General features: G+C 74.8%; 13 protein-coding genes. 9 read left to right on the top strand and 4 right to left on the bottom strand.

The features are described from left to right. The first annotated feature begins 72 nt into the window (after nt 1-72). Nucleotides 73-1,332: an acyltransferase family protein gene (locus tag RBH18_RS29325; RefSeq protein WP_306213678.1), complete on the top strand. Its 1,260-nt coding sequence runs from the start codon at nt 73-75 to the stop codon at nt 1,330-1,332. A gap of 1 nt (nt 1,333) precedes the next feature. Here RBH18_RS29325 and RBH18_RS29320 read toward each other — a convergent pair whose 3' ends face one another. Next, nucleotides 1,334-2,002 (bottom strand): SDR family oxidoreductase, encoded by a 669-nt coding sequence (locus RBH18_RS29320; RefSeq protein WP_306213676.1) that lies wholly within the window; start codon nt 2,000-2,002, stop codon nt 1,334-1,336. Between the two features lie 44 nt (nt 2,003-2,046). After that, nucleotides 2,047-2,919, bottom strand: coding sequence for a LysR family transcriptional regulator (locus tag RBH18_RS29315; protein WP_306213674.1), 873 nt, complete (start codon nt 2,917-2,919; stop codon nt 2,047-2,049). 68 nt (nt 2,920-2,987) lie between these two features. Between RBH18_RS29315 and RBH18_RS29310 the strand changes: the two genes are divergently transcribed. The 8 genes from RBH18_RS29310 to RBH18_RS29275 all read left to right on the top strand — a co-directional run bounded on the left by RBH18_RS29310 (nt 2,988) and on the right by RBH18_RS29275 (nt 14,364). Beyond that, nucleotides 2,988-3,479, top strand: a complete 492-nt coding sequence (locus RBH18_RS29310; RefSeq protein ID WP_306213672.1) for a chemotaxis protein CheW — start codon at nt 2,988-2,990, stop codon at nt 3,477-3,479. Beyond that, nucleotides 3,476-4,861 (top strand): CheR family methyltransferase, encoded by a 1,386-nt coding sequence (locus RBH18_RS29305; RefSeq protein ID WP_306213670.1) that lies wholly within the window; start codon nt 3,476-3,478, stop codon nt 4,859-4,861. Before RBH18_RS29310 ends, RBH18_RS29305 begins: the two co-directional genes overlap by 4 nt. Then, nucleotides 4,858-5,388: a chemotaxis protein CheW gene (locus RBH18_RS29300; RefSeq protein ID WP_306213668.1), complete on the top strand. Its 531-nt coding sequence runs from the start codon at nt 4,858-4,860 to the stop codon at nt 5,386-5,388. Before RBH18_RS29305 ends, RBH18_RS29300 begins: the two co-directional genes overlap by 4 nt. Next, a complete protein-coding gene (locus RBH18_RS29295) occupies nt 5,388-6,854 on the top strand; it encodes a methyl-accepting chemotaxis protein (RefSeq protein ID WP_306213667.1) in 1,467 nt (488 codons plus the stop codon). Before RBH18_RS29300 ends, RBH18_RS29295 begins: the two co-directional genes overlap by 1 nt. Beyond that, nucleotides 6,851-8,920: a hybrid sensor histidine kinase/response regulator gene (locus tag RBH18_RS29290; protein ID WP_306213664.1), complete on the top strand. Its 2,070-nt coding sequence runs from the start codon at nt 6,851-6,853 to the stop codon at nt 8,918-8,920. Before RBH18_RS29295 ends, RBH18_RS29290 begins: the two co-directional genes overlap by 4 nt. Next, entirely contained in the window at nt 8,917-9,975 is a 1,059-nt protein-coding gene (gene cheB, locus RBH18_RS29285; protein WP_306213662.1) for a chemotaxis-specific protein-glutamate methyltransferase CheB, read from the top strand. Before RBH18_RS29290 ends, cheB begins: the two co-directional genes overlap by 4 nt. Then, a complete protein-coding gene (locus tag RBH18_RS29280) occupies nt 9,972-11,921 on the top strand; it encodes a response regulator (protein ID WP_306213660.1) in 1,950 nt (649 codons plus the stop codon). The genes cheB and RBH18_RS29280 overlap by 4 nt, the downstream gene beginning before the upstream one ends. Nucleotides 11,922-11,985: 64 nt before the next feature. Then, the gene (locus RBH18_RS29275; RefSeq protein ID WP_306213658.1) at nt 11,986-14,364 is read left to right on the top strand and encodes a penicillin acylase family protein; all 2,379 of its coding nucleotides are present in this window, start codon (nt 11,986-11,988) and stop codon (nt 14,362-14,364) included. Here the strand turns inward: RBH18_RS29275 and RBH18_RS29270 are convergent. Continuing rightward, on the bottom strand, nt 14,361-15,014 hold the full coding sequence (locus tag RBH18_RS29270; protein WP_306213656.1) for a response regulator: 654 nt from the start codon (nt 15,012-15,014) through the stop codon (nt 14,361-14,363). The two genes, RBH18_RS29275 and RBH18_RS29270, sit on opposite strands and share 4 nt — an antisense overlap. Then, complete coding sequence (locus RBH18_RS29265; RefSeq protein ID WP_306213654.1) at nt 15,011-16,177, bottom strand: sensor histidine kinase; 1,167 nt, start codon at nt 16,175-16,177, stop codon at nt 15,011-15,013. Before RBH18_RS29265 ends, RBH18_RS29270 begins: the two co-directional genes overlap by 4 nt. Between the last annotated feature and the right edge of the window lie 125 nt (nt 16,178-16,302).

The following is a 16,302-nucleotide window of genomic DNA, read 5'->3' as shown; positions in this document are numbered from 1 at the left end:
TAACCCGGCCGGGCCTTCTTGCCGACCGTCCGAACGGTCCCGTGACCCCACGGGCGTGGCTACCGTTCCACGGTGCGCAACCGCTACCTGGACCTGCTGAGGGCCGCCGCCATCGCGCGGGTCGTGGTCTACCACCTGTTCGGCTGGCCGTGGCTGTCGATCCTGCTGCCCGCCATGGGCATCATGTTCGCGCTGGCCGGGTCGCTGACCGCCGCCTCGCTCGACAAGCGGTCCGCCCGCGCTGTCGTCACGTCCCGGCTCCGCCGCCTGCTGCCGCCGTTGTGGCTGCTCGGCGCGATCGCGGTGCCGGCGATGCTGTACGCGGGCTGGGCCGGCCAGGAGGGCGGCGACCACCCGTACAGCTGGAAGCTGGCGCTGTGGCTGCTGCCGGTGGGCGACCCGCCGGGCAGCACCGAGGCCATCGACGTGTGGGAACCGCTCTGGTACATCCGGGCGTACCTGTGGTTCGTGCTGCTGACCCCGCTGCTCTACGCGGCGTGGAAGAAGGCGTCGTGGGCGCTGGTCGCCGCCCCGATCGCGCTGCTGGCCGTGCTCGACAAGACCGGCTTCGAGCTGCCGTTCGGGCGGGCCGACGCGGCGATGTGGGACTTCGTCACGTACGGGGCCTGCTGGATCGCCGGTTTCGCCCACCACGACGGCCGCCTGCACCGCCTGCGCGGTGGTGTCGTCTATCCCGTGGCGATCGTCCTGGGTGGACTGGCGCTCTACTGGCTGCACGGGCATCCGGGCGAGGGCGGCTGGGACCTCAACGACGTGCCGGAGTCGCAGGCGCTGTGGTCCCTCGCCTTCGTGCTGGTGGTGCTGCGCTGGCAGCCGGACATGACCTGGCTGTCCTACCTGCGCCCGGTCGACCGGACGGTGAGCCTGCTCAACAACCGGGCCGTGACCGTCTACCTGTGGCACAACATCGCCATCGCCGCGATCTGGCCGGTGCTGACGCTGCTCGCCCTGGACGACCTCGGCGGCGGCATGGAGGGCCCGGTCTCGCTGGCCACGACGCTGGCGCTGACCGCGCTCGCGGTGCTGCTCTTCGGCTGGGCGGAGGACCTGGCCGCGAAGCGCCGCCCGCGCCTGTGGCCGGCCGTCGCGGGCCCCCGCCCGCCCCGCGAGCCCGTCGCCCCCACGCCGGATCCGGCCGCCGCAGCCCAGCATCCCGCACCGGCGGCACCGGATCCCACGGCCGGCCTCCCGCTCGCGGAGCGCACCACCGTCAACCTGCACCCCGGCCCGCCGCCCGGCAGGGACGAACCACGCGAACTGTACGGCGAGGAGCCCGTCGTCTCCTGGTTCGGGGACAGGGACAGACGGTGACCTACGTGAGGATGCTGCCGCCGTCGACGACCGCCACGGTCCCGGTCACGTAATCCTGGTCGAGGAGGGCGACATAGGCCTTCGCGGCGTCCTCCGGCTCGGCGACCCGCCCCAGCAGCGTGGCGGCGCCGAGCCGGTCGAGCAGCCCGGCGGGCGCCTCCGCCCACAGCGGCGTCCGGACGATCCCGGGCGCGACGACGTTGACCCGGATCGGGGCGAGTTCGATGGCGAGCGACCGGGCGGCCGTGATCACGGCGCCCCCGATGGCGGACCCGAGCAGCCGGCCCGGGCCACCGTGGAAGGCGGCGGCCCCGGCGGTCAAGGTCACCGAGCCGCTTCCGCTGAGGGTCGGCAACGCCAGCCGTACGGCATCCAGCGCCCGGAACAGCCGTACGTCGAAGAAGTCCCGCGCCCGCACCGGGTCGTACTCCGTGATCGGCCCGCTGACCAGCTCGTCCCCGGCGGTGTAGACGAGGTGGTCGAAGGCGCCGGCCGCGGCGAAGAAGGCCGCCAGCGACTCCGGCGAGGTGACGTCGACCGGATGCTCGCCGGACGAGCGGGAGCCCACGGTGACCCGGGCGCCGGTGGCCGCCGCGGCCCGGGCCACGGCGAGGCCGATGCCGCTGGAGCCGCCGAGGACGATGACGTGGGATGCAGCAGTGAGTGACATGCGTGCCAGCCTCGTGGTCTCGGCCCGGGCGCGTCCAAGACCGATCAGGCGTCAGTCGATGCCGCATCGGCATGAGCCGCCCGCAGCAGGGCCGGCCCGGCGGCCAGCAACTCGCGCAGCACCGGCGACCGCCGCCGCGTCCCGGTCACCAGGCACACCCGCGCCTCGGGCACGTCGGTCACCCGGGCGAAGGCCACGTCGGGCCGCCGGTAGTAGCGGGTGGCCGACTCGGCGAGCACGACGATGCCGCGCCCGGCGGCGACGTGCTCGAACTTCTCCTCCACCGTGGGGACGACGGCGTCCGGCACGGGCAGGGCGACCGGGCCGGTCCAGCCGGGCACCGCGTCCGGCGGCTGGGCCAGCACGTCGCCCGCCAGATCGGCCAGCGAGACCTCGCTCTTCCCGGCGCAGGGATGGCCGATCGGCAGTGCCACGGCGCGCGGCTCGGCGTAGAGGTCCACGACCGTCAGGCCCTCGTCGTCGAACGGCCGCTGCGCCAGGCAGGCGTCGAAGCGGCCGTCCCGCAGGCCGGTGAGCTGGTCGGTCCACGAGGTGCGCAGCACGTCGACCCGCAGGCCCGGGAAGCGCTCCTCCAGGTGGCGCACCACCGGGGTGAGGATCGACCCGGGCAGGAAGCCGATCGTCAGGGTGTGCTCCTCGCGTACCCGTCGCCGCACGGTCTCGGCGGCGCGCAGCAGCCCGGGGGCCTCCTGCAGGAGCAGCTCGCCCGCGGCGGTCAGGCGCGTGCCGGAGCGGGAGCGGTCGAAGAGCTGGACGCCCAGCTCGCGCTCCAGGGCCGTGATCGCGCGGCTGAGGGCCGGCTGGGCGAGGTGCAGCGCCTCGGCGGCCCGGCCGTAGTTGAGCGTGCCGGCCAGCGCGACGAAGTACCGCAGGCGGCGCAGGTCCAGATCAGCCACGGGGAACGACGATAGCGGAGTGAAACAATCTCGCCATAAACGTGCTATTTGCCCGCTAGCCTGAGCGAATGGTGCAGCCCGGACAAACGGCGACCGCCGCGACCGGTGAGCCGGGCGGGGCTTCGGCCCTGGTCTTCCGGGCCGGGACGCTGCTGTGCGCGCTGCGCCTCGACGAGGTCATCGAGACGATGCGGCCGCTGGCCACGCATCCCCTCGCCGGCACTCCCCCGTACGTGAGCGGCATCTGCATCATGCGCGGCCTGCCCACGCTCGTCGTCGACGTCGCGCGGCTGCTCGGCGGCGGGACGGCCGACGTGACGCGGTTCGTGGCGGTGCGGTCCGAGCGGGGGCCGGTGGCCTTCGCGACGGGCGAGATCTCCGGCGTACGGGCCGTGGCGGCCGATCCGGAGGCCCGGCACGAGGCGCTGCTCGGGGACGCGCCCGCGCGGCTGGTCGCGGCGGTCGGCACGATCGACGCCGAGCCGGTGCTGCTGCTGCAGAGCATGCGGCTCGTCCCCGACGAGGTGTGGGCCGCCGCGGCCGTGGCGGGGTCGTCATGAGCGGGCCGGCGGGCGTGAGCCGCTTCCGGCGGGTCCTCGCGGCGCGGCTGGGCTGGAGCTTCGACGACAACGACGCCGGGCACCTGCAGCAGGTGCTCGGGCGGCGCACCGCGGCCACCGGGTTCGCCCCGGACGCCTACCTGGGCCGGCTCGAGGCCGGCGACTGGGCAGCCGAGACGACGGTCCTCGCCGAGCTGCTGACCATCAACGAGACCTACTTCTTCCGGCACGGCGAGCAGTTCCGGGCCCTGGCCGAGGTCGCGCTGCCCGAGCGGATCCGCGACCGCGCGGCCCAGCGGGTGCTGCGGATGCTGTCCGTCGGGTGCTCGTCGGGCGAGGAGGCGTACACGCTGGCGATCGTCGGGCGGACCGTCCAGCGCGACCCGGCGTGGATCGTCTCCGTGCTCGGCCTCGACGCCAGCCCGGCGGTGCTCGAGCGGGCCGCGGCGGCCCGCTACTCGGCGTGGTCGCTGCGCGAGACCCCCGACGGCGTACGCCAGCGCTGGTTCCACCCCGACAACGGCCGGTACGAGCTCGACGAGCGGATCCGCAAGGCGGTGCGCTTCAAGCTCGCCAACGTGGCCGAGCCGGACGACACGGTGTGGCGCCCCGGCCAGTACGACGTCGTGTTCTGCCGCAACCTGCTGATGTACCTGACGCCCGAGGTGCAGGCCGGGCTGATCCGGCGGATGACGAACTCGCTGGCCCCGGGCGGCTTCCTCTTCCTGGGCCACACGGACACGCTGGGCAGCCGCCCCGAGGGGCTGGAGCCGCAGCACACCCACGGGACGTTCTACTACCGGCGGGGATCCGGGTCGGCACCGGCGCCGAGGCGCGAGCCGGTCGTGGTGCACACCCCGGTCGTCGAGGCGCCGCCGGAGCGGGAGGCGGACTCGCGGACGTACGACCGGGCCTGGACGCTGCTGCGCGACGAGCGCTTCACCGAGGCGCTGGACGTGCTGGAGCCCCGGGACCGGCGCGACCATCTGCTGCGCGGGGTGCTGCTGGTGCAGGCGGGGCGGCTCGACGAGGCGGAGACGTGCGCGCGGCGGCTGGTCGCCTCCGACGGGCTGGATCCGGACGCGCACCAGCTGCTGGGCGTCTGCGCGGAGGGGCGCGGGGCGGACGCGGTGACGGCGGCGGAGCAGTACCGGCTGGCGGCGTACCTGGACGCGGGTTTCGCCATGCCGCGGCTGCGGCTGGGCCTGCTGGCCCGGCGCCGGGGCGACAACCGCGCGGCCGCCGGCGAGCTGGAGCAGGCCCTGGTGCTGCTGCGCCAGGAGCGCGAGGACCGGATCGTGCTGTTCGGCGGCGGCTTCGGGCGGGTCGCGCTGGCCACCCTGTGCCGCACCGAGCTGGACGCGTGCGGGGTGCGCCGATGAGCCCCGAGGTCCGGCGGCGCCTCGACACGCTGCGCACGGACTTCGACCGGTCGTTCGCCGAGCCGGCCCGGCGCCACGAGGAGCAGTTCGCCGAGCTGCTGGCGGTGCGCGCGGGCGGGCGGCCGTACGCGTTGCTGCTCTCCCAGGCGTCGGGGCTCTACTCCGACAAGCCGGTGACGCCCCTGCCGGGTCCCCAGTCCGCGCTGCTCGGGCTGGCCGGCTTCGGCGGCGCCACCGTGCCCGTCTACGACCTGGCCGCCCTGCTCGGGCACGCCCAGCCGGAGCGGCCCCGCTGGCTCGTCTCGGCCGCCGGGTCGCCGCCGCTCGCGCTGGCCTTCCACGAGCTCGACGGGCACTACCGCATCACGACGACCGAGATCGTGGGCGCGACCGGCGGGGCCGGGCGCGAGCTGGTCAGCGGCATGGTCCCGCTGCCCGGCGGCACCCGCCCGCTCATCGACCTGCCGGCGGCGCGGGCCGTCGTGCACCGTCTGACCGGCCACACCGACGTACGCGAGGAGCATTGATGGCACGGCGCACCTTCGGCAACAAGCTCGCGCTGACCTTCGGCATCACCGTGGCGCTGACCCTGGTCATGGGCGTCGCGTCCGTGGGCGCGCTCACCCTGGTGGTGAACGCCAAGGACGACGCCATCACCCTGGCCTCCGGCACGCTGGTCGACGCCGAGCACCTGACCACCAAGGCGGAGACCCGGATCGGCGACTGGCGGCTCTACCTGCTGACCGGCTCGCAGGAGAACCTGGACCAGGCGACCGCCGACCGGCAGGACTTCCTCGACATGCTCGCCAAGCTGCGGTCCACGCTCACCGACCCGACCGCGCTGTCGCTGCTCTCCACGGTCGCGGCGGCCGAGGAGAAGCACGCCGCGGCGCTGCAGACCGTCGCGGAGACGCGGGCGAAGCTCAAGACCTTCACGGACGTCGGTCAGCTCAACGCCACCGCGGTCGGGCCGCTGCGCGACGAGCTGCGCAGCGCGATCGCGGCGCTCATCGGCCGGGTCCGCGCGGACGTCGAGGCCGCCCGCGACCAGTCCTCCACCCGGGCCACCCAGGCGATCGTCATCATCGTCGTCGTCGGGCTGCTGTCGATCGGCTTCTCCGCCGTGGTCGCGTGGCGGCTCAGCCGGGACCTGCGCCGGGAGGTCGGCGCGGCCGTCGGGCACATCCAGAGCTCGTCGGCGCAGCTCGAGGCCGCCGCGTCGCAGCAGGCCGGCGGGGGCCGCGACCAGGCCAGCGCCATGAACGAGATCACCACGACAATCAGCGAGCTGCTCATCACCTCCCGCCAGATCGCCGACAGCGCCCAGCGGGTGTCGCAGATCGCCGAGGAGACCTCGGAGGCGGCCCGCACCGGCGACGCCACCATCGACCAGACCCGGGCGTCGATCGCCGCCATCCGGACCCAGGTCGACCAGATCGTGCAGCACATGCTGGCGCTCGGCGAGAAGTCGCAGCAGATCGGCAGCGTGGTGGACCTGGTCTCCGAGCTGGCCGAGCAGACCAACATCCTGGCCATCAACGCGACCATCGAGGCCAGCGGCGCCGGGGAATGGGGGCGGCGCTTCGCGGTGGTCGCCGAGGAGATCCGCAAGCTCGCCGACCGTACGGCCGGGTCCGCCAAGGAGATCCGCGCGCTCATCGAGGACGTGCGGGGAGCCGTCAACACGACGGTCATGGCCACGGAGATCGGGGCCAAGAGCGTGGACGCGGGCGCCCGGCAGTTCGACGACGCCACCAACTCGTTCCGGCGCATCGCGCAGCTGGTAGCGACCACGAACGACGCCACCCGCGAGATCGAGCTGTCCACCAAGCAGCAGACCACGGCGGTCGAGCAGGTCAACGTCGCCGCCTCCGACACCGCGCGGGTCACCCGGGAGACCGAGGCGAGCGCGGTGCAGACCCGGCAGACCGCGGCGCACCTGTCCAGCCTCTCCGGCGACCTGCTCGAGCTGGTGGGCACCGGCCGGTCATGAGCCAGGACCCGCTGCGGTACTTCCGCGTCGAGGCGCGCGAGCTGGTCGACCAGATCAGCGCGGGCGTCCTCGACCTCGACCAGCAGAGCGGCACCGAGCCGGTGGCCCGGCTGCTGCGCTTCGCCCACACCCTCAAGGGCGCGGCGCGCGTGGTCCGCCAGCAGGAGATCGCCGACCGGGCGCACGCCTTCGAGGAGGTCCTGGTCCCGCATCGCAACGAGGACGCGCCGCTGGCCGCCGACGAGCTGCGCGAGCTGCTGCGGCTCAACGACGAGATCGAGTCGTACGTGGCCGCGCTCGAGCCCCGCGCCGAGCAGCCCGCGCCGCCCCCGCCGCCGGAACCCGCCCCGGAGAAGGCGCAGGAGCCCAAGCCGGCTCCCGCCGAGCCGGCCGCACCCGCCGCGCGTGGGGCCACCGCGGACGTCGACGAGCTGCTGGACGCCATCGGCGAGGCGCACGCCCGGTTCGCGCCGCTGCGCTCGCGGGGCGCCTCGATGGAACGGCTGCACCGCACGGCCGAGGCGCTCGTGGACCAGTTGCGGGTGGGCCGCGCTCCCGTGGAGACGACCCGGGCGACGGCCGTGCGCCTCGCCACCGACCTGCGCACCCTCGGCCGCCAGCTCACCGACACCGTCGAGCAGGTCGAACGGGAGCTCGACGAGGTGCGCGGGCGGGCCGAGCGGCTGCGGCTGGTGCCCGCGTCCAGCATCTTCACCGCGCTGCACCGGGCCGTGCGCGACGCCGCCGACGCCGAGGGCCGCCGGGTCCGCTTCGAGGGCCGCGGCGGCGACCTGCGGATGGATCCCCAGGTGCTCACCCTGGCCTCCGGCGCGCTGCTGCACGTGGTGCGCAACGCCGTCGTGCACGGCCTGGAGGACGAGTCGACCCGGCTGTCGGCGGGCAAACCCGCGGAGGGCCAGGTCGTCGTGACCGTCGAGCGCCGCGGCCGCTACGCGGCGTTCAAGTGTACGGACGACGGGCGCGGCTTCGACCTGGCCGCCGTCCGCCGCACGGCCGAGGCGCGCGGGCTCCTCACGCCCGGCAGCCCGGACCCGGGCGAGGCGGTGCTGATGGACCTGCTGCTGCGCGGCGGCATCAGTACGCGGTCCACCGTGGACGAGGTCGCCGGCCGGGGCATCGGGCTGGACGTGGCCCGCGACGTCGCCGACCAGCTCGGCGGCGACGTGGGCGTCCGGACCGAGCGGGGCCGGGGCAGCACCGTGGAACTGGTCCTGCCGCTGGCGTTGCTCGCGCTGCACGGGCTGGTCGTGGAGGCGGCGGGGACCGTGGCGACCGTACCGCTGGATGCCGTGCGTACCTGCCTGCGCCTGGAGCCGGAGCAGGCAGCGGCCGCGGCCGTGACCGGCAAGCTGGCCCACGACGGCACCGCCCTGCCCTTCCTGCCGCTGGCCCGCGCGCTGTACGCGGGAACCGAGGTCCTGGACACCGGCAGCCCCGGCGTGGCCGTCGTCGTCGCGGCCGACGGTGACGCGGTGGCCGTCGGCGTGGACCGGCTCGCCGGCACCTCCACGCTCGTCCTGCGGCCCCTGCCCGAGCTGGCGCCGGCCGCCCCCGTGATCGGCGGCGTGTCCATGGACCTCGACGGGAACCCGCAGCTCGTGCTGGACGCGCAGGGCCTGGTCGCCGAGGCGGCGCGGCAGGGCCCGGGCGTGGCGCAGCCCCAGCAGGCGCCGCAGCGGCTGCCCATCCTTGTCGTCGACGACTCGCTGACCACCCGGATGCTGGAGCGCAGCATCCTCGAGTCGGCGGGGTACGAGGTGGACCTGGCCGCCTCCGGCGAGGAGGGCCTGGAGAAGGCGCGCGCCCGCGAGTACATGCTCTTCCTCACCGACATCGACATGCCGGGCATCGACGGCTTCACGTTCGTCGCGCAGACCCGGGCCGACCCGCAGCTCGCCCACGTGCCGGCGATCCTGGTCAGCTCGCGGGCCAGCGCCGAGGACCGGGCGCGGGGCGCGGCGGCGGGCGCGGGCGCGTACGTGGTCAAGGGCGAGTTCAACCAGGAGGAGCTGCTCGCCCACATCCGCAGGCTGGTGCCGGCGTGATCCGGGTGCTGCTGGTCGAGGACTCGGCCACGATGCGCGCGCACCTGCGCGGGTCGCTCGCCGCCGATCCCGAGCTGCAGGTCGTCGGCGAGGCCGTGGACGGCGCGCAGGCCGTCGAGCTGGTCGGCCGGCTGCGTCCCGACGTGGTGACCATGGACATGATGCTGCCGACCATGAGCGGCCTCGAGGCGACCGAGCACATCATGGCCGAGTTCCCGACGCCGATCCTGGTCGTGTCGTCGGCGGACCGGCGGGAGCTGTTCACCACGTACAACGCGCTCGCCGCCGGGGCGGTCGACGTCATGGAGAAGCCGCGCGGCGACGCGTCGGACGCCGGCTGGGCGCTGCGGCTGTGCGCGGCCGTCCGGATGGTGTCGCGCATCCGCGTCATCAGGCACCCGCGGGCGCGCCTCAACAGCAGCCGGGCGACCCGGGTGGAGCCCGCGCCCCCGCCCCTCTCGAGGGCCGGGCTGGGCGTCGTCGCCGTCGGCGCCTCCACGGGCGGGCCCGGCGCGCTCACCGACCTGCTCCGGGCCCTGCCGCCCAGCTTCCCCACGCCGGTGCTGTGCGTGCAGCACATCGCGACGAGCGAGCCCTTCGCCGTCGCCTTCTCCGACTGGCTCGCCGGGCACAGCGGCCGGGCGGTCAGCTACGCCGTCGACGGGACCCCGGTCAGCGCCCTCGCCGGCCGGGTCGCGCTGGCGCCCCCGGACAAGCACCTGCTGGTCCGCGACGGGGTCCTGCGGCTCAGCGACGCCCCGCCCCGGCACTCCTGCCGGCCGTCGGTGGACGTGCTCTTCGAGTCGGTGGCCAAGGAGTTCGGCTCGGCCGCCGCGGGCTGCCTGCTGACCGGGATGGGCCGCGACGGCGCCCAGGGGCTGCTGGACATGCGGACCGCGGGCGCGGTGACCTTCGCGCAGGACGAGGCGAGCTGCGTCGTGTACGGGATGCCGCGCGAGGCCGCCCTGCTCGGCGCCCCCATGTACGTGCTGCCGCCGGCCCGGATCGCCGCCCGGGTCGCCGACATCGCCGCCGCGCCGGGGGTGCGGCGATGACCGCCCCCACCGTCCTGATCGTGGACGACAGCCTCACCGTCCGGATGGATCTGCACGAGGCCTTCGAGAACGACGGCTGCGCCACCATCCTCGCCGCCGACGGTGCCCAGGCCCGCGCCGCCTTCACCGCGGGCGGCTTCGACATCGCCGTGCTCGACGTGCTGCTGCCCGACGCCGACGGGGTCGAGCTGCTGCGCGAGCTGCGCGGCACGCCCGGCGGCGACGACGTCGTGGTGATGCTGCTGTCCAGCGAGGCCGAGGTCGCCGACCGGCTCCACGGGCTGAACACCGGCGCGGACGAGTACGTCGGCAAGCCGTACGACGCGGGCTATGTCGTCGCCCGCTCCCGCCAGCTGCTCGCGGACCCCGCCACCGCCCCGGCCGGATCCACCACGGTGCTGGTCATCGACGACAGCACGACCTTCCGGGAGCGGCTGCGCGATCTGCTCGAACCCGAGGGGTACGCCGTGATCACCGCCGCCTCGGGCGAGGAGGGCCTGCGCACGGCCGCGGACCGGCGCCCCCAGGCGGTCATCGTCGACGGCGTCATGCCGGGCATCGACGGCGCCACGGTGATCCGGCGGCTGCGGCTGGACCCGGCGCTGCGCGACACCCCGTGCCTGCTCATGACGGCGGCCGACGACTACGCGACCGAGGTCCAGATGCTGGAGGCCGGCGCCGACGCGTTCGTCCGCAAGCAGCAGGACCTCGCCGTGGTCATCGCCAAGCTGGCCGCCGTCCTGCGTACCAGCGCCGGGCAGCTCCCGATCGAGGCCACCGGCAGCCTGCACGGGCCCGGCAAGGTGCTGACCGTGAGCCCGCACCGGGACCTGCTGGCCGGCCTCGGCGACGCGCTGCGCGCCGACGGGTACGACATCGTGGCGGCCGCCCACGGCGACGACGCCCTCGACCTGCTCGCCGCCCAGCCGGTCGACTGCGTCGTCCTGGGCCTCGACGAGGACGCCCTGGCCACCTGCCGGCGCCTCAAGGAGGTGCCCCGCATCGGCGACACGCCCGTCGTCATGACCGGCGACCAGGAGGACGCCCTCCTGGAGTGCCTGGCCGCGGGCGCCGACGACTACGTCCGCTGGACCGCCGGCGCCGACGCGCTGCGCGCCCACGTCCGCTCGCAGATCCGCCGCAAGCAGTCCCTCGACGAGAGCCGCCGCATCCGCGAGGAGCTGATGCGCCGCGAGCTCGACGCCGCCGCCGAGCGCGCCGCCCGCCAGCTCGCCGAGACCCGCGCCGCCCTGGTCGAGGAGCTGGAATGGCGCAACCGCGAGCTGGAGGCCTTCAGCGGCTCGGTCTCCCACGACCTGCGCGGCCCGCTGCAGGTCATCAGCAGCTTCGCCGAGACCATGCTCGACGAGCCCCTCGGCCCGCAGGCCCGCCACCGCGTCCAGCGCATCCACGCCGCCGCCCTGCGCATGGCCGACCTGGTCGAGTCGCTGCTCATCCTGGCCCGCGCCAGCCGCGGCGACCTGCGCCGCCGCCGCTTCGACCTGACCGCCACCGCCTGGCAGGTCGTCCACGAGGTCGAGGCCCGCGACCCCACCCGCAAGGTCGACTTCCAGGTCGCCGAGACCATGTCCGCCGACGGCGACGAGGGCCTGGTCCGGGTCATCCTGGAGAACCTGATCAACAACGCGGTCAAGTTCACCAGGAAGGTCGAGCACCCGGTCGTCGAGATCGGCTGGACCGGCCCCGCCGAGAGCCCCCGCTACTACGTCAAGGACAACGGCGCCGGCTTCCCGTCGGGCAAGGCGACCGAGCTGTTCCGGCCCTTCGCCCGCCTGCACAGCGCGGCCGACTTCCCGGGCACGGGCATCGGCCTGACCACGGTCCACCGCGCCGTCGAACGCCACGGCGGCGAGATCCACGCCGAGGGCGAGGACGGCCACGGCGCGACCTTCTGGTTCACCCTGCCGCCCGTCCGCAAGCCGTGAATCCGGGCTCGCTTCAGGGGTTTCCCTGATTGCTCGCGGCCGCTACGGCGCTACACAGGAGGACATGTTCTCATCGGAGCGGCGCGCACTCGCGGGTATCGCCGTCGCCGGCACGCTCGTCGCGAGTGTCGTGGCGGGAGCGCCGGCCGGGGCCGACGGTCCGTCGGACGGCAGCCGGGTGCTGGTCCGGCGCACGGCCTTCGGCATACCCCATGTGCTCGCGGCGTCCTACCGCGACGCGGGATTCGGTGCCGGATACGCGGCCGCCGAGGACAACCTGTGCGGGCTCGCCGACACGATCCTGACCGTGTCCGGGCAGCGCGCCCGGTTCCTCGGGGCCGGAGCCACCACCCCGGAGGGCGTGGGCAATCTCGACAGCGACATCTACCACGCGGCGGTGAACCACTCGGGGGTTCTCGAGGCGGCGCTCGCCCGGCCGGAACCGCTGGGGCCCAGCGGTGCGGCCCGGGACCTCGTGGCCGGATACGCGGCCGGCGTGAACCGGTACCTGGCGAGGCACCCGGTGGCAGCGCTGCCGGACCCCGCCTGTCGTGGCGCGGCCTGGGTGCGTCCGATCACCGCGCTGGACGTGTGGCGGCGCATCACCGAGATCGTCACCTCGCTCGGGGGCGCGGCGTTCGCGCGGGAGATCGCCACCGCCACGCCACCGGGCTCCCGGGCGGCAGGCACGGCGGCGCCGGTGCGCGGGCGCAGCCCCGGCCTGCTCGGCCGGGGGCCCGGCAGCAACGCGTGGGCCCTCGGCCGGGACGCGACCGCCGACGGGACCGGCATGCTGCTGGCGAACCCGCACCTGCGGTGGCTGCCCGCCGAGCGGTTCGCCCAGCTGCACCTGACCATCCCGGGGCGGTTGGACGCCAGCGGGGCCACGCTGCTCGGACTGCCCGTGATCGTCACGGGGCACACCAGCGGGATCGCCTGGACGCACACCGTCTCGACAGCCGTCCCGGACACGCTCACCCAGCTCAGCCTGGTGCCCGGTGATCCGGCCCGGTACCTCGTGGACGGCGAGGCCCGGCCGATGCAGCGCCGGCGGATCACCGTGCAGGTGCGCGACACGCACGGCGTGCGTCCGGTGAGCCGGACGTTGTACCGCACCCCGGACGGCCCGGTCCTCGCCGCGGCCGGGCTCGAGTGGAGCGCGGAGACCGCGTACGTACTCCGCGACGCGAATGCCGGGAACGTCCGCGCGGTCGACCAGTGGCTGGCCATCAACCGCGCCCAAAGCCTCGCCGGCCTGCGGGCCGCACAGCGCCGGCACCACGGCCTGCCGTGGATGACCACTGTCGCCGTGGAGCGTTCCGGGACCGTGCTCTACAACGACGCGCAGGTGGTGCCCGCCGTCAGCGACGCGTTGGCGGACCGCTGCGCCACGGCACAGTCCGGGCCGGTGTTCCGGGCGACCCGGCTGATCGTCCTGGACGGCAGCCGGTCGGACTGCGGATGGGGCACCGACCCGTCCTCGGTGGTGCCGGGACTGTTCGGGCCGGACTCGCTGCCGAGCCTCACCCGCACCGACTTCGTGGCGAACTCCAACGACAGTCCGTGGCTGACCAACCCGGCCGCACCGCTCACCGCGTTTCCCCGGATCATCGGCGACACCGGCACCGAGCGCTCGCTGCGGACGCGGCTCGGGCTGGACATGATCGCCCGCCGGGCCGCCGGGACCGACGGCTTCGGTCCGCCCGGCTTCACCCTGGACACGCTGCGGGCGACCATGCTGGGCGACCGCAACCTCGGCGCCGAGCTGAGCAGGCCCGCCGTGGCCGCCCTGTGCGCGGGCGCCGCCACCCTGCCGGACAGCGCCGGATCACCGGTCGATGTGCGGCCGGCCTGCGCCGTGCTGACCCGCTGGGATGCCCGGGCGACCGCCGGCGCGCCCGGCGCGGTGCTGTGGCGCGAGTTCTTCACCCGGGCCGTCACGGCGGCCGGCGACGGGCTCTGGCGTACGCCGTTCGACCCGGCGCGGCCGCTCACCACGCCGCGCGACCTGAACACCGGCCGGGGCGAGGTACGCACCGCGCTGGCCGATGCCGTCCGGGCGGTCACCGCGGCCCACCTGCCGCTGGACGCGCCCATCGACGCCGCGCAGCGCCACCGCTCGATCGGCCTGGCCGGCTGCACGCAGCTCGAAGGCTGCTTCAACGCGATCGAGCCGGCCGGCGGCCTGGACCCGCACGGGCACTATCCCGGCATCGCCTTCGGCACGAGCTTCCTGATGGCGACCCAGCTGACGGACGCCGGCCCGCGGACCCGCACCCTGCTGCTCTACTCGCAGTCGGGCAACCCGGCCTCCCCGCACTTCCTCGACCAGACCAGGCTCCACGCCGCCGGCCGATGGGTCACCGAGCGCTTCACCCCGGCGGAGATCGCGGCCGACCCGGCGCTGCGGGTGGAGACCCTCGACCCGCGGGACCGAACTTAGCCGACGAGGCGGCGTTCCCAGGCCCAGGCGGCGATCTCGACGCGGTTGCGGGCGCCGAGCTTGGTCTGGACGCTGCCCAGGTGGGTCTTGACGGTGCCGATCGAGATGAAGAGCTGGGTGGCGATCTCGGCGTTGGTCAGGCCGCGGGCGGCCAGTTTGACCACGTCGAGCTCGCGCGGGGACAGGCCGCCGTCGTCCGCGGCGGGGGCGGGCGGCGACAGGTGCTCCAGGAGGCGGACCGTGATGGAGGGGCTGATGAGGGCGTCGCCGGACATGGCGGCGCGGACGGCCTCGACGAGGAGGGCGGGGCCGGAGTCCTTGAGGAGGAAGCCGGCGGCGCCGTTGCGGAGCGCCTGGTGGACGTACTCGTCGAGGTCGAAGGTCGTCACGACGACCACCTTGACCGGGTCGGCGACGCCGGGGCCGGCCAGCAGGCGGAGGGCCTCGAGGCCGTCCATGCGGGGCATGCGGATGTCGAAGAGGGCGACGTCGGGGCGCAGCTTGCGGGCCAGGGCGACCGCCTCGACGCCGTCCGCGGCCTCGCCGACGAGCTCCATGTCGGGCTGGGCGCCGATGATCATGCCGAAGCCGGTGCGGACCATCGCCTGGTCGTCGGCGATGAGCACCCGGATCTTGTCGCCGTCGGTCACCCGAGTCCTTTCGAAGAGCCCAAGGGCAGGGCCGCGTCCACCACCCAGCCGCCGTCGATGCCGGGGCCCGCGGTGATCCGGCCGCCCAGCGTGCGGACCCGCTCCTGCAGGCCCACCAGACCGTAGCCGCCGTCGCCACGCGGCGCGGCACCGGGCGGCGGGCCGTCGTTGGAGATCCGGACCAGGAGCCATCCTTGCGTACGCCGCACCCAGACGTCCGCCACCCGGGCCTGCTGGGCGTGGCGGCGGATGTTGGTCAGGGCCTCCATCGTCACCCGGTACGCCGACGTGGACACCTCGACGGCGAGCCCGGTGAGGTCCCCGTCGGTGTGCAGCCGCGTGTACGGCCCGCCGACCTGGTTGAACTGGTCGACCAGCGCGCCCAGCTCGGTGACGCCGGCCAGCGGGGCGAGCGGGGCGTCGGGGGCGGCCTGCGGGTCGCGGAGCACGCCGACCATCCGGCGCATCGAGGCCATCGTCTCCGCCCCGGCCGCCTCGATGCGCTCGAGGGCCTCGGCCGCCCGCTTCGGGTCCTGCTCGGCGATGTAGCGGGCGCCCTGGGCCTGGACGACGATGCCGGTCACGTGGTGGGCGATGAAGTCGTGCAGGTCGCGGGCGAACTCGGCGCGCTGCTCGGCGCGCACGGCGTCCATCGCCCGCTGCCTGGTGGTGGCGATGAAGCGCAGGTAGACGCCCGCGCCGATGACGGCGGTGGCGACGAGGCCCTGGACCAGGCCGATGACGATCAGCTCGTAGCCGGCGCCGCTGCGCAGCGGGATGAAGCCGAGGGCCATGGCGAGGGCGACGACGGCGCCGGTCGACCACTGGGGCTCGCCGCGCCGGGCCACCACGAAGAGGACGGCGAGCAGGCCGGCCGTCTCCGCCAGCCCGTAGGACCCGCCGGTCGTGCTGGACAGGGCCGTCAGCGCGGTGAGCACCAGGGAGCCGATGCCCAGGCACAGCGCGGCGATCGGCAGCCGCCGGGAGCCCTGCTCGTGCCGGCGCAGGAAGACGACCGCCGTGGCGACCGCGGCCGCGACCTGCAGCAGGCCCAGCGGGCCGGTGATGCCGCCGGAGGTGACGTCGGCCAGGCCCAGCAGGAACATCGCGAACAGGGCCGCGAGCTGCCCGAGGCGGAAGAGCACTTGTCGTTGCGTGACCATCGTGTGCCCAGCGTAAACGCGCGCGGCGCGGCGAGCCCTCGGCCGAAAGTAAGAGCCGGTCCCCGTCCGCGGTCCGATGCGCGGGGTGTCCGGCCTCCGTCAATGTGTGCCCCGCATCCGACGAA

The organism is Actinoplanes oryzae, assembly GCF_030757795.1.
GTDB lineage: Bacteria > Actinomycetota > Actinomycetes > Mycobacteriales > Micromonosporaceae > Actinoplanes.
The sequence above is the reverse complement of the archived record's forward strand: the minus strand, read 5'-3'. Positions and strand labels throughout refer to the sequence as shown.